Annotated in this window: 13 protein-coding genes and 1 tRNA gene; 4 read left to right on the top strand and 10 right to left on the bottom strand. The window is 70.2% G+C overall.

Annotation, left to right across the window (positions count from 1 at the left end; all coding sequences use genetic code 11):
* Positions 1 to 368: 368 nt before the first annotated feature.
* Positions 369 to 782: a hypothetical protein gene (locus TR46_RS17320; protein ID WP_042401506.1), complete on the bottom strand. Its 414-nt coding sequence runs from the start codon at positions 780 to 782 to the stop codon at positions 369 to 371.
* A gap of 101 nt (positions 783 to 883) precedes the next feature.
* On the opposite strand from TR46_RS17320, the gene TR46_RS39505 reads away from it, so the two are divergent.
* Together TR46_RS39505 and TR46_RS17315 are read left to right on the top strand one after the other, a co-directional pair.
* Complete coding sequence (locus TR46_RS39505) at positions 884 to 1,096, top strand: helix-turn-helix transcriptional regulator (protein ID WP_084718626.1); 213 nt, start codon at positions 884 to 886, stop codon at positions 1,094 to 1,096.
* Positions 1,097 to 2,473, top strand: coding sequence for a tyrosine-type recombinase/integrase (locus tag TR46_RS17315; protein WP_042401503.1), 1,377 nt, complete (start codon positions 1,097 to 1,099; stop codon positions 2,471 to 2,473).
* Positions 2,474 to 2,655: 182 nt separating this feature from the next.
* Here the strand turns inward: TR46_RS17315 and TR46_RS17310 are convergent.
* Positions 2,656 to 2,740: transfer RNA gene (locus tag TR46_RS17310), tRNA-Tyr, on the bottom strand.
* A gap of 214 nt (positions 2,741 to 2,954) precedes the next feature.
* Between TR46_RS17310 and TR46_RS17305 the strand changes: the two genes are divergently transcribed.
* Positions 2,955 to 3,443, top strand: a complete 489-nt coding sequence (locus TR46_RS17305) for a YajQ family cyclic di-GMP-binding protein (RefSeq protein WP_042401502.1) — start codon at positions 2,955 to 2,957, stop codon at positions 3,441 to 3,443.
* A 95-nt stretch (positions 3,444 to 3,538) separates the two neighbouring features.
* On the opposite strand, the gene TR46_RS17300 is transcribed toward TR46_RS17305, so the two are convergent.
* Positions 3,539 to 4,003, bottom strand: coding sequence for a hypothetical protein (locus TR46_RS17300; protein ID WP_042401499.1), 465 nt, complete (start codon positions 4,001 to 4,003; stop codon positions 3,539 to 3,541).
* Positions 4,000 to 4,512, bottom strand: coding sequence for an RNA polymerase sigma factor (locus TR46_RS17295; RefSeq protein WP_052432884.1), 513 nt, complete (start codon positions 4,510 to 4,512; stop codon positions 4,000 to 4,002). Before TR46_RS17295 ends, TR46_RS17300 begins: the two co-directional genes overlap by 4 nt.
* A gap of 179 nt (positions 4,513 to 4,691) precedes the next feature.
* Between TR46_RS17295 and TR46_RS17290 the strand changes: the two genes are divergently transcribed.
* Entirely contained in the window at positions 4,692 to 5,252 is a 561-nt protein-coding gene (locus tag TR46_RS17290; protein ID WP_084718624.1) for a DUF3995 domain-containing protein, read from the top strand.
* Here the strand turns inward: TR46_RS17290 and TR46_RS17285 are convergent.
* The 6 genes from TR46_RS17285 to nuoK form a co-directional block, all read right to left on the bottom strand.
* Positions 5,193 to 5,594, bottom strand: a complete 402-nt coding sequence (locus TR46_RS17285; protein ID WP_042401493.1) for a YccF domain-containing protein — start codon at positions 5,592 to 5,594, stop codon at positions 5,193 to 5,195. The genes TR46_RS17290 and TR46_RS17285 overlap by 60 nt on opposite strands.
* A gap of 91 nt (positions 5,595 to 5,685) precedes the next feature.
* Positions 5,686 to 6,555, bottom strand: a complete 870-nt coding sequence (gene htpX / locus TR46_RS17280) for a zinc metalloprotease HtpX (protein ID WP_042401489.1) — start codon at positions 6,553 to 6,555, stop codon at positions 5,686 to 5,688.
* A gap of 145 nt (positions 6,556 to 6,700) precedes the next feature.
* Positions 6,701 to 8,248: an NADH-quinone oxidoreductase subunit N gene (locus TR46_RS17275; protein WP_042401487.1), complete on the bottom strand. Its 1,548-nt coding sequence runs from the start codon at positions 8,246 to 8,248 to the stop codon at positions 6,701 to 6,703.
* Positions 8,249 to 8,251: 3 nt separating this feature from the next.
* Complete coding sequence (locus TR46_RS17270; RefSeq protein ID WP_042401485.1) at positions 8,252 to 9,868, bottom strand: complex I subunit 4 family protein; 1,617 nt, start codon at positions 9,866 to 9,868, stop codon at positions 8,252 to 8,254.
* Between the two features lie 88 nt (positions 9,869 to 9,956).
* Positions 9,957 to 12,074, bottom strand: a complete 2,118-nt coding sequence (locus TR46_RS17265) for an NADH-quinone oxidoreductase subunit 5 family protein (RefSeq protein ID WP_042401484.1) — start codon at positions 12,072 to 12,074, stop codon at positions 9,957 to 9,959.
* Complete coding sequence (gene nuoK, locus TR46_RS17260) at positions 12,071 to 12,511, bottom strand: NADH-quinone oxidoreductase subunit NuoK (RefSeq protein WP_042401481.1); 441 nt, start codon at positions 12,509 to 12,511, stop codon at positions 12,071 to 12,073. The genes TR46_RS17265 and nuoK overlap by 4 nt, the downstream gene beginning before the upstream one ends.
* Between the last annotated feature and the right edge of the window lies 1 nt (position 12,512).

The raw sequence follows: 12,512 nt of genomic DNA, 5'->3' as shown, positions 1-12,512 counted from the left end.
CCCCCACGCAGGGCCACTGACCAGCCAAAACACCCCTCAAGATCGCACTCCGCTAAACCTCGCGAAACCTCCGCTAAACCCCCGCCCACGCCGCCGGGCACCGACCGGCCCCGGCGCCCGCCCCGCCGCCGGACCGCACCCACCGAGGTTTAGCGGAGGTTTCGCGAGGTTTAGCGGAAAGCGCGATCACCAGACAAAACAGCAGGCCAGACCCCATACAGCCGAGGTTTAGCGGGTTGTACGGGTTTAACGGCGGCCATCCCCGCCCCAGCTCCACCCACACCGAGCAACGGAGACGCCCCTTGAAGATCCGCATCCGCAACACCGAGCCCGAGTGTCGCGCCGCCGCCAACCCGGAGCGAGAAGCGTCACTCGCGGCGCCGGAGCGCAGCGAGCAGCAGCTCCGACAGCCCCGGATCGTGGCCATCCAACTCCACCAGAAGGTTTCCAAGAGTGACCGCGTTGACCACCGGCACCCACTTCGCCAGCAACTCCATCGCATCCGGCAGCGTCGCAGCGAACACGGCATCCGCCATCAACGACGAATCCAGCTCGATCAGATAGTTCTCCGGACCCTTGGACACTCTGATAGCCAGGTAGTTGAGGTCTGGGTCACCCGTCTTGAAGAACTCCGAGTACCCAGCCTCCTGCGCCTGCGTCCGCCAGTACCCCGCATCATCAGAGAGCGGCGAAGCGATGCGCGTCCACTGCCCCGCGCTGTAGAGCAGAGCCCCGCCCTCGGAGCTGCCCGCATCCGAAGTGCCCGTGCTGTCCGTAGTCATAGCCCATGGCACACCCCACGGTTCCGCAGCGCAATACCGCCGCGCGCCGCTGGACTCCCCGCGCCGCTCCCCGCCGGATCTCCGAGTCAGGAGGGAAATGCATGACCACCCGTTCCGGGCACCACCGCGCCCCAACAGACGAGCTACTTCCGCTGAACGCCGTCTTGGAGGAGATCGGCATTACCCGCGCCTCCTGGTACCGGTGGCGAAACAAGGGCCACGGACCGAAGACCGTTCGCCTGCCCAATGGCCACCTTCGCGTGCGCCGCAGTGACCTGAACAACTGGCTCAACGCGATGGAAGAAGCCGCATAAATGGGCGTCAGCTACAACGTTCAGATCTGGGGCATCCGCAAGCGCCCCTATAGCAAGCCGTTCCAACTCCGCTGGCAGGTAGGGACTTTCCCCAAGGCCGAGTCCTTTCTCACGAAAGGACTCGCCGAGAGCCGGCGCGCACAACTCGTCACTGCCGCGCGGGCAGGAGAGCCGTTCGATGAAGAGAGCGGACTCCCCCTCTCCATGCTCAAGGGCGAAGAGGTCAGCTGGTACCAGCACGCTCGCAACTACATCGCCATGAAGTGGGACGACAGCCCGGCCAAGACCCGGACGACGCTCGCCGAGGCCATGGCCACGGTGACACCCGCCCTGGTTAAGGACACCCGGGGAATGCCCGACGCGTACGCCCTGCGTACCGCCCTCTACGGTTGGGCGTTCAACAAATCCCGTTGGGAGTCCGAGATTCCGGAGGACGTTCAACGGACGCTCGCATGGGTGGAACGCAAGTCCCTGCCCATCTCCGCCCTCGCCGACAGCCTGACGACCCGAAAGGCCCTCACTGCGCTCACAAAGCTGCTGGACGGCACGACGGCCGCGCCAAGCACCACCCGCCGAAAGCGGGCAATCTTCCACAACGCGGTGGGCTTCGCTCTGGAAGCGGGGCACCTGACAGGCAACCCACTGCACCGCATCCAGTGGAAGATCCCTGACGTAATCGAGGTGGTCGAACCAGAGGTGGCGGTGAACCCTGAGCAGGCAGCCGCACTGCTGAGAGCTGTCCGCGAGCAAGGAAAGCGCGGCCGGCACCTGGAAGCATTCTTCGGCTGCCTCTACTTCGCCGGGATGCGTCCCGCTGAGGCGGTCTGGCTCCGCCGGGCGGACTGCACCCTGCCTCGCCGCGGATGGGGCAGCCTGCGGCTGAGCGAGACTCGCCCACGAGTCGGCTCTTCATGGACCGACGACGGAGCATCCCACGACAAGCGGGGACTCAAATGGCGCCCCCGGAAGGCCGTACGGACCGTTCCCATTCCGCCGGAACTGGTCTCACTGCTGCGGTGGCACCTGGAACGCTTCGGCACCGAGCCAGACGGCAGGTTGTTCCGGACTTCCCGCGGCGGCATGGTCCAGGAGAGCGGATACGGCGCGGTTTGGGCCGAAGCGCGGGCCCATACGTTCACCAGCCCCGCTCAGTTCAAGTCGCCGCTTGGGCGACGCCCCTATGACCTGCGCCACGCCGCCGTGTCCCTCTGGCTGAACTCTGGGGTGGACCCGAGCGAAGTGGCCCGCCGCGCGGGGCACAGCCTCGCCGTGCTGCTGCGGGTGTACGCCAAATGCCTGCACGGAGGTGAGGCGGCAGCCAACGACGCCATCTCAGCTCGCCTCAACAGGAACCCGCCGCCGGGCAGTGCCCGATAGCCGTCCAGGAACCCGCCTTCATTCGCAGGTCAGACCCGCAAGTCCCGTCCACTGCTCGTCCAGAGCTACTGGTAGAAGGCGTGCCATAGCGAGGTACAGCGAGACAGTCCGGCACTCCCGCGGGGCTGAAAACGAAGCGCCCCTCGCCTGCGTTTCCGCAGGTGAGGGGCGCTCCCACTCCCTGGTGGCGGGTATAGGGTTCGAACCTATGTAGGCAGAGCCGGCAGATTTACAGTCTGCTCCCTTTGGCCACTCGGGCAACCCGCCAGGGATCGTCTCGCGGTCTCCCGTTCGACGTCGTAAACAATACCTGATCGACGGGGGTGCTCCGCCACTCGGTTGATCCGGCGGGCCGGCGGCCCGCCGGTACCCGGGGAGGACAACGGGCGGGGCCCGCGGTGGCTAGGCTGGATCGGCAGCTCCGCCCGTAGGGGCACTGCGCCATCCGTGTCGTAAGCACCGTCAAGGAGACTCACTGATCATGGCCGACTCCAGTTTCGACATCGTCTCGAAGGTCGAGCGGCAGGAGGTCGACAACGCGCTCAACCAGGCCGCCCGCGAGCTGACCACCCGGTACGACTTCAAGAATGTCGGCGCCTCCATCGAGTGGTCCGGCGAGAAGATCGAGATGCGGGCCAACTCCGAGGATCGTGTGAACGCGATCCTCGACGTCTTCCAGACGAAGCTGGTCAAGCGCGGGATCTCGCTGAAGGCGCTGGACGCCGGGGAGCCGCAGCTCTCCGGCAAGGAGTACAAGATCTTCGCCACCATCGAGGAGGGCATCTCCCAGGAGAACGCCAAGAAGGTCGCCAAGATCATTCGTGATGAGGGCCCCAAGGGTGTGAAGGCCCAGGTCCAGGGCGACGAGCTGCGGGTCAGCTCGAAGAGCCGGGACGACCTGCAGGCCGTGCAGGCCCTGGTCAAGGGCAAGGACCTGGACTTCGCCGTCCAGTTCGTCAACTACCGCTAGCAGCAGGACCGGGAGGGCGGGACGGGAGTGTCGCCTCCTGCCCTCCCGGGTGGGAGAGGTCACGGCCGCTGCCTGGGCCACGGCCGCGGCACAGGTCAGCCCCGGTCCTCGACGCGGGCGGCCAGGCGGCGCAGCGCGCGGGCGTTGGCATGCCGTACGGCCAGGGGGAACAGCGCCGCGCGGCCGGGGATGCGGAAGCCGCCGGTGGCGGCGACGAGAGTGCCGCCGGGGGCCGGGACGGCCGCGACGCCGATCATGAGGAAGCGGCTCTGCATCCAGAGCCAGCCAGGCTCCAGCTCCACCCGGAAGCGGGCGCGCAGGCCCAGTCGGCCGCGTGCGTCGGCAAGGAGCGCCCCGTCCGGACCGCGGCGCAGCCTGATGGTGCGCATATCGGGCTCGAAGGCACCCAGTTCGTGCTCCAGGTCGGCGACGATCTCCCAGACCCGGTCGAAGGACTCCGGGACGGTGCGCTCCGCGACGGCGGCGCCGCTGACGCCGGCGGCGAGCGCGCGGAGGCGGCGCACCTGGTCGAATTCGGCCACGGGCCAGCTCGGCTTCATGCGCTCCACGCCTTTCTGAAGGTGTCGCGGGCCCGGTGCAGCCGGGATTTGACCGTCCCCACCGGCACCGAGAGCAGCGCCGCGGCCCGGACCTCGTCCAGCCCCTCCAGGTCCCGCAGGACGATCACCGCACGGTGCTCGGGGCTCAGCCGCGCCAGGACGTCATGGATGTCGGCGGCCTGCTCCACATCCGCCCGGGAGGGAAGGTGCTCCAGCGACTCCACCGGGGTGCTGCGCGCGGACCGCTTGGCCAGGCGGACCGACTCGCGGACCGCGATGGCGCGCACCCAGCCGCGGCAGGCGGCCGGATCCTGCAGCGAGCGCAGATTGCGGAAGACCGCGATCAGCGTCTCCTGGGCGGCGTCGGCGCCGTCGGCCAGCGCGATCGGACCGCAGACCCGGGCCGCGTAGGGGGCGAGCACGGAGAGCAGTTCGCTCATGGCCATGGCGTCGCCCCGCTGGGCCCTGAGCACCAGCGGCACCAGGTCGTCGGCCTCGGTCACGGTCACGGTCGCCCCCGGCGGTGCGGTCGGGACGGACGCTTCGGTTTCTGATCCACACATACAGGAGGCGGGACGGGACGCAGAGGTTCCCTCGAATCTCAGGACAGTTTTGTGAGGACCGCGCGGAACGCGGGAGCCCCCGGCCGCCTCTTCCCGGTGGAGACCGCCCACCGTGAGGAGTAGCGATGAGGATCAGCACAGCGACGAGGACGAGGAGCAGGACCAGGAGTGCGAGTGGGTCCAGGAAGCGGGGCGGGGGCGGGGCCGCGCTGGTGGCGGCGGTACTGACGGCGGATGCCGCGGTTCACCTGTGCTGGGCGACCGGGGTGACCTGGCCGGCCGGCAGTCCGGAGGCGCTGTCTCGGGCCGTGCTCAATCTCGACGCGAGTTTCACGCCGCCGGTGCTGCTGCCGATCGCGGGGCTGCTGCTGACCGGTTCGGCGCTGGTGCTGGCCAGGGCCGGCGGACGCGGGGGCCGGGTGGCGGCGCTGGGGAGCGCCGCCGTGGGAGCGGGGCTGGCGGCGCGGGGAGCCGCCGGACTGGTCTGGATCACCGGGGTGGGAGCCGACACCGGATCGCCGTTCTACTGGCTGAACCTGCTGGCCTACACACCGCTGTGCCTGGTGCTCGCGCCGGCGGCGCTCGACGTCGCCCTCGACGGGCGGCCGCTCCGGTCGGCCTTGTTCTCAGCGCGCCGTGAAGGGCTGGTCCGAGGGGACGATTTCACGTCCCAGCGGCATCAGTGAGATGGGGATCAGCTTGAGGTTCGCCCAGGCGAAGGGGAGGCCGACGATGGTGACGGCCAGGGCGATGCTGGTGACCAGATGGCCGAGGGCCAGCCACCAGCCGGCGAAGACCAGCCAGATGACATTGCCGACGAAGGAGGCGGCGCCCGCGTCGGAGCGCTCGCGGGTGGTGCGGCCGAACGGCCAGAGGACGTATCCGGCGATGCGGAAGCTGGCGATGCCGAAGGGGATGGTGATGATGAGAATGCAGCAGATGATCCCGGCGACGACATAGCCGATGGCCATCCAGAACCCGCAGAGGATCAGCCAGATGACGTTGAGCAGGAACCTGAGCACATCCATCTGTGACAGCCTTCCGTGCGAGCGGCTCCCCCGGGCGATCCGGGGCCCGAAAAAATTCTGACACTCTTTCGACGGCGACGCCGATCGGTGATCAGCGGTTGCGCCGGTGTCCGGCCATTTCCTCGAGTCGGGCAATGCGCTCCGCCATGGGCGGATGGGTGGAGAAGAGTCGCGCGCCCGCCTCACCGGCGCGGAACGGGCTGGCGATCATCATATGACTGGCCGTCTGGAGCTGGGGCTCGGGCGGCAGCGGGAGCCGTTTGGTGCCCTCGTCGAGCTTGCGCAGGGCGGCGGCCAGCGCCAGCGGGTCGCCGGTCAGCTGGGCCCCGGAGGCGTCCGCCTGGTACTCCCTGGAGCGGCTGACGGCGAGTTGGATCAGCGCGGCCGCGACCGGTCCGAGGATCATCAGCAGCAGCAGGCCGATCAGCCCGGGTCCGTCGTCGTCGTCGCTGCGGCCCATGGGGATCAGCCAGGCGAAGTTGACGGTGAACATCACCACCGAGGCCAGGGCCCCGGCCACCGAGGAGATCAGGATGTCGCGGTTGTAGACATGGGAGAGCTCATGGCCGAGGACGCCGCGCAGCTCGCGCTCGTCCAGGATGCCCAGGATGCCCTGGGTGCAGCAGACCGCGGCGTTGCGCGGGTTGCGGCCGGTGGCGAAGGCGTTGGGGGCTTCGGTCGGTGAGATGTAGAGGCGGGGCATGGGCTGGCGGGCCGAGGTGGAGAGCTCGCGCACGATCCGGTAGAGCCAGGGGGCTTCGATCTCGCTCACCGGCCGCGCCCGCATCGCCCGCAGCGCCAGCTTGTCGCTGTTCCAGTAGGCGAAGCCATTGGTCGCCAGGGCCACGACCAGCCCGACCAGCAGCCCGGTACGGCCCCAGAAACTGCCGATCAGGACGATCAGCGCGGAGAGGCCGACCAGGAGTACGGCGGTTCTCAGACCGTTGTGCCGGCGGTGCACGGGTGCCCTCCAGGACGTGCGATGAGGGGCGTCTGCTGTCTGCTGCCCTTGAGTCCGTTCCTCCGGTTCAACGGCTGGGAAGGACGCCCTGGTTCCCTTGTGCCCTGCTGAGCGGGGCTGCGCAACCCGGCCCGGACCAGCCCGCTCAGCCGAAGAGGGAGCCGCTGGTGATCTGGAGCACCAGCTCTGGTGCGAAGGAGAGCACCACCCCGGTGACTGCCGCGAGCCCGAGGCAGAGCGTTAGCGGAACGGGGATACGGAGCGCTGTGCCCGGGGCTTCCGGGGCTCCCGGGGCCACCGGTGCCGGGGCGGGCTGGAAGAGCTTGGCCGTCCAGCCGAGGTAGTAGTAGAGGGCGACGACCACATTCACAGCCATGATCACGGCGAGCCAGCCGAGGCCCGAGTCGACGGCGGCGCGGAACACCACCACCTTGCCGAACAGGCCGATCACACCGGGGGGCAGCCCGGCGAGGCAGAGCAGGAAGAAGGCCATGGCGAGGGCTGCGGCGGGGCGTGCGGCGAAGAGCCCCCGGTAGTCGTCGATCCGGCCGGCGATCAGGGCGACGACGGCGAACGCCCCCAGATTGACCACACCGTAGATCATCGCGTAGGCGACGGTGGCACCCAGCGGATCGCGGGCGGTGGCACTGCCGTAGCCCGCTGCGGCGATCGGAACGAGGAGATAGCCGGCCTGGGCGACGGAGGACCAGGCGAGCAGGCGGACGGCACTGTGCGGGGTGTCCGACCGCTGGCGCAGCGCGGCTGCGTTGCCCAATGTCATCGTGAGCGCGGCCAGCACCGCAAGCGCCAGACCCCAGGTTCGTCCGTAAGGGTGAAAACCCACCACTGCGACTAGCGCGAGGCCGGAAAGCCCGGCAACCTTGCTCACCACCGAGAGGTACGCGGCCACAGCCACGGGGGCACCGGTGTAGGTGTCGGGAACCCAGAAGTGGAACGGGACCGCAGCCGTCTTGAAGGCGAAGCCGACCAGCGTCAGTACCGCACCCACCAGGGCCAGGGTCTTCAACTGGGTCTGCGCCTGCGGCAGCGCGGCGGCGATACGGGTGAGATGCAGACTGCCGGTCGCGGCGTAGACGAAACTGACGCCGAGCAGCATGACCGCGGTGGCGGTGACCGAGGACAGGAAGAATTTGAGGGCGGCCTCCCCGCCCTTGCCGTCACGACGCAGGCCGACCAGGGCGAACGCAGGCAACGAGGCGACTTCGAGGGCGACCACCAGGGTCGCCAGGTCACGTGCGGCCGGGAGCAGCGCGGCGCCGGCCGCCGAGCTGAGTAGTAGGAACCAGTACTCCCCCGGCGGCAGGGAGTCGTCCTTCACGGTGTGCATCGACAGCAGGGCGGCGAGCAGCGCTCCGGCGAGCACCAGCAGCTGCAGGACCAGGGTGAAGTGGTCGGCGACATAGGAGCAGGCGGTGCGGTCGGCGGCGCCGGTGGCGGTCCTGAGGCAGAAGGTGGCGCGGGTGCCGTCGCGCAGCGGGACCAGGGAGAGCAGGGCCAGTGCCAGCCCTGCCACGGAGATCCAGCCCAGCAGCGGCTTGTGCCGGGTCGGCAGGAACAGCTCGGCGACCAGGACGCCGAGCGCGACGACGGCGGTGATCAGCGGAGGGGCGACGGCCTGCCAGTCGATCGACTGGATCAGCGAGCCGGCCATGGGTGTGGCGAGGGCGGTCATGGCTCAGCTGCCTCCGAGGAGTGCCTTGACGGCGGGGTTGCTGAGGCCGAGAAGCACGGCCGGCCAGAGCCCGGCGACGAGGGTGAGGACGACGAGAGGAGTCCAGGCGGCGGCTTCGTGGGCCTGGACGTCCAGGAGCCCGGACGACGGGAGGGGCGCGGGCCCGGCGGAGGACGGGCGGGGCTCGGCCGACGGCTCCGCCGGAGCGGCGGGGTCGCCCATGCAGACCCGGCGGACGACGCCGAGCAGATAGCCGGCGGTGAGCAGGGTGCCGAGCCCGGCGAGGGCCATGAAGACCAGGTAGGCCGACCGGGAGAGTCCGGCGGCCGGATGGAAGGAGCCGAACATGGCAAGCAGTTCACCCCAGAAGCCGGCCAGTCCGGGCAGGCCGAGGCTGGCGACGGCGGCGAAGGCGAGCAGCCCGCCGAGGCGGGGGGCCCGTCCGTACAGGGCGGCGCCGGTGCCGCCGGCCGAGGCGGTGAGGCGGTCCAGGTCCACCGATCCGTAGCGGTCCTTGAGCGCACCCACCAGGAAGAAGAGCAGGCCGGTGATCAGACCGTGGGCGATGTTGGCGAACAGGGCGCCGTTCACTCCGGTGGGGGTGAGTGTGGCGATGCCGAGCAGGACGAAGCCCATGTGCCCGACGGAGGAGTAGGCGATCAGTCGCTTGAGGTCGCCCTTGGCGCCGGGACGGACCAGGGCCAGGCAGGCCAGTGAGCCGTAGAGGATGCCCACCACGGCGAAGGCGGCCAGATAGGGGGCCAGGGTGGCCATGCCGCCGGGTGCGGACGGCAGCAGCACCCGGACGAAGCCGTAGGTCCCCATCTTCAGCAGGACGCCGGCGAGGAGTACCGAGCCGGTGGTGGGAGCGGCGGTGTGGGCGTCAGGGAGCCAGCTGTGGAACGGCCACATGGGCGCCTTGACGGCGAGGCCGAGGCCGATGGAGAGGATGACCAGGATCTGGGTGGTGTGCGAGAGGCCTCGGCCGTGGCGATGGGCCAGCGCGGTCATGTCGAAGGTTCCGGCATGCAGGCCCAGCAGCAGGAAGCCCAGCAGCATGATCGCCGACCCGAGCAGGGTGTAGAGGATGAACCGGGCCGCGGCGGGGCCCCGGTTCTCCCCGCCCCAGCGGGCGATCAGGAAGTACATGGGGATGAGGACGACCTCGAACGCCAGGAAGAACAGCAGCAGGTCGAGGACGGCGAAGGTGCTGAGCATCCCGGTTTCGAGGAGCAGCAGCAGGCCGGTGTAGGCGCGCGGGCTCGGTGTCCCGGGACCGTCGGGGAGTCTGCGCAAGGAGTAGACCGCACACAGGAAGGTGAGCAGCGTGGTCAGCAGCAGCAGCGGCAGCGAGATGCCGTCGACGCCCAGGTGGAACCGGACGCCGAGCGCCGGGATCCAGGACAGGTCGGTGGTGGCCTGCATCCTGGCCGAGTGGCCGCGGTCGAAGCCGACCGCCAGCACGACGGAGGCCAGCAGGGCGGCGCCGGTGACCGCGGCACCGAAGCGGAGCGCGCGGCGTCCGGCGACGGCCGGGTCCGCTCCGAAGAGGCCGGGCACCAGGGTGACCGCCGCGCCGACCAGCGGCAGCAGCAGCAGGACGATGAGGATGACGTTCATTCGGCGGCCTCCGTGGGAGCGCAGGCGGAAGGCTGACGGCTGTTCACTGGGCCGCCGTTCACTGGGCTCCCATTCACTCGGCTTCCGTTCACTGGGCCACCGCCACCAGTACGGCGAGGACCACGGCGCCGGCGACCAGGGCGCTCAGATAGGTCTGGGCGTTGCCGTTCTGGGCCTTGCGGACGGCGGCTCCGAGCAGCTTCGGGGCCCCCGCGGCACCGGCCAGGTAGGTCTCGATGACCTCGCGGTCCAGGAAGCGCACCAGTCCGGCGGCGGCCAGGACCGGGCGGACGAGGACGGCGGCATAGAGGCGGTCGAGGCCGAAGCCGTTGGCGGCGGGGCCCATCAGCGGTCCGAGCAGGAGTCGGGCCGGGTCCGGGGCGTGCCCGGTGCTCGCGGCGAGGGCGGCGCTGTCGGCGTCCGCGAGGGCCTCGGCGAAGCTGCGGCCGGGGACGGTGGCGAGGTCGGCGGTGATCTCGCGCGGCTCGGCTGCCGTGCCCTGCGGGCGGGTGGACTCGTCGAGTTCATGGGCGGCGCGCCGCGGGGACGCGGTCGCGGCGTCCAGGACCAGCGCGGTGGCCCGGCGCCAGGCGGCGTAGGAGACCAGCACTCCGGCCAGCGCGACACAGGTGCCGAGGATCGCGGTGCTGCCCGAGGGGGTGAGCGAGACGCCGTCCAGGAAGGAGGGGAGCCAGCTGCTGTGCAGTCCGACCAGGCCGAGCGCTACGGCGGGAACGGCGAGCAGCCACAGTGGCCAGCGCATCGCGTTGGGTTCCGCGCTCACCGGAGCGGTACCCGGCTGCGCGGTAGCGGGCAGCGCAGCGGCGGGCTGTGCGGCGCCTGGGGTACGGAAGGCCACCAGCCAGAGCCGGGTGGCGTACATGGCGGTCAGCAGGCCGGTCAGGAGGCCGGCGACCAGGACGATCCAGCCGACGGCGCCGGGAACCGCGGTGGCGGGGGCGAGGCCGCCGGTGAGGGCCTCGCCATGGGCGGCGCGCTCGGCGGCGGTGAGGACCGACTCCTTGCTGAAGAAGCCGGAGAAGGGAGGGATGCCGGCCAGGGCCAGCAGGCCGATGGCCATGGTCCAGTAGGCGTCGGGCACCCGCCGGCGCAGGTCGGGCATGCGGGACATGGCGGTCAGCGAGTTGGTGTGCGCGGCATGGATGACCACGCCGGCGGCCAGGAAGAGCAGCGCCTTGAAGGCGCCATGGGTGAGCAGGTGGAAGACGGCGGCGTCGCGGTCCCCGGTGGCGAGGGCGCCGGCCATGTAGCCGAGCTGGCCGACGGTGGAGTAGGCGAGCACCCGCTTGATGTCGTCCTGGGCCAGGGCGCAGAGGGCCGAGCCCACCATGGTGACCGCGGCCATCACGCCGAGCACGATCAGGGCGGCCGATGAGAGCAGGAATACCGGGAGCAGCCGGGCCACCAGGTAGATGCCGGCGGCGACCATGGTCGCCGCGTGGATCAGCGCGGACACCGGGGTCGGGCCGGCCATCGCGTCCGGGAGCCAGGTGTGCAGCGGGAACTGGGCGGACTTCCCGGCGACGCCGCAGAGCAGCAGCAGCGCGATCAGGGTCGGGTGGTGCAACTGCCCGTTCGCGGCGGCTGCGAGGACTCCGCTGATCCGGAAGGTCCCGGCATCGGCGGCGAGGGCGAAGATGCCGAACAGGAAGGGGATGTCACCGAGCTTGGTGACCAGGAACGCCTTGATCGAGGCGGAGCGGGCGTCGTCCCGCTCCCAGTGGTGGCCGACCAGGAAGTAGGAGCAGATGCCCATCACCTCCCAGCCCACCAGCAGGACGATCAGGTCGCCCGAGTACAGCACCAGGAACATCGCGGCGGTGAACAGCGACACCAGCGCCGCATACGACGAGTAGCGCGGGTCGTCGCGCAGATAGGAGGTGGAGTAGATCTGCACACAGCCGGCCACGACGCCGACCAGGACGGCGAGCAGGGTCGAGAAGCCGTCCAGGTGCACCGCGAGGTCGATGGGGATGCCGCCGGTGGGGGTGAGCCGGGTGGCGGCGTCCAGGTGGCGGCCGGTGCCGAGGTCGCAGGCCACCGCGACGGCCAGGGCGGCGGAGGCGAGGGTGGGCAACACGGCGAGCGGAGCGATCAGCCCGGGGATCCGACGTCCGGCCGCGAGTCCGGCCAGGGCGCCGAGGAAGGGGAGCAGGGGAACGAGCACTGCCAGGGTGAGGGTCATACGGCGCCGGCCTTCCCCTGGGCGGAGCCCGTCAGCGATGCAGGTGATGCGGGTGATGCGGGTGATGCGGTGTCAGAATCGTCCGGCCCGGCCTCGGCACCGGTCGGGCCCGGTGGCAGGCCGTCGGCGGGCGGCTCCGAGAGTTCGCGGAGCCGGTCGATGTCGGCGGTGCCCTGGGTGCGGAACACCATGAGGACGATGGCCAGGCCGAGGCCGATCTCGGCGGCGGCGATGGTGATGGTGAAGAGGGTCAGTGCCTGGCCGGCGTGCAGGGTGTCCCGCAGCCAGACGTCGAAGGCCACCAGGTTGAGGTTGACGGCGTTGAGCATGAGCTCGACGGACATCAGCATCAGCACGGCGTTGCGCCGGGCGAGTACGCCGTACAGGCCGACGCAGAACAGCAGGGCGGCCAGTACCGCGGGATAGGCGAGATGCATC

The organism is Streptacidiphilus carbonis, from assembly GCF_000787775.1.
Taxonomy (GTDB): Bacteria; Actinomycetota; Actinomycetes; order Streptomycetales; family Streptomycetaceae; genus Streptacidiphilus; species Streptacidiphilus carbonis.
Note: the sequence above shows the minus strand (reverse complement) of the source record. Positions and strands in the feature narration are given on the sequence as shown.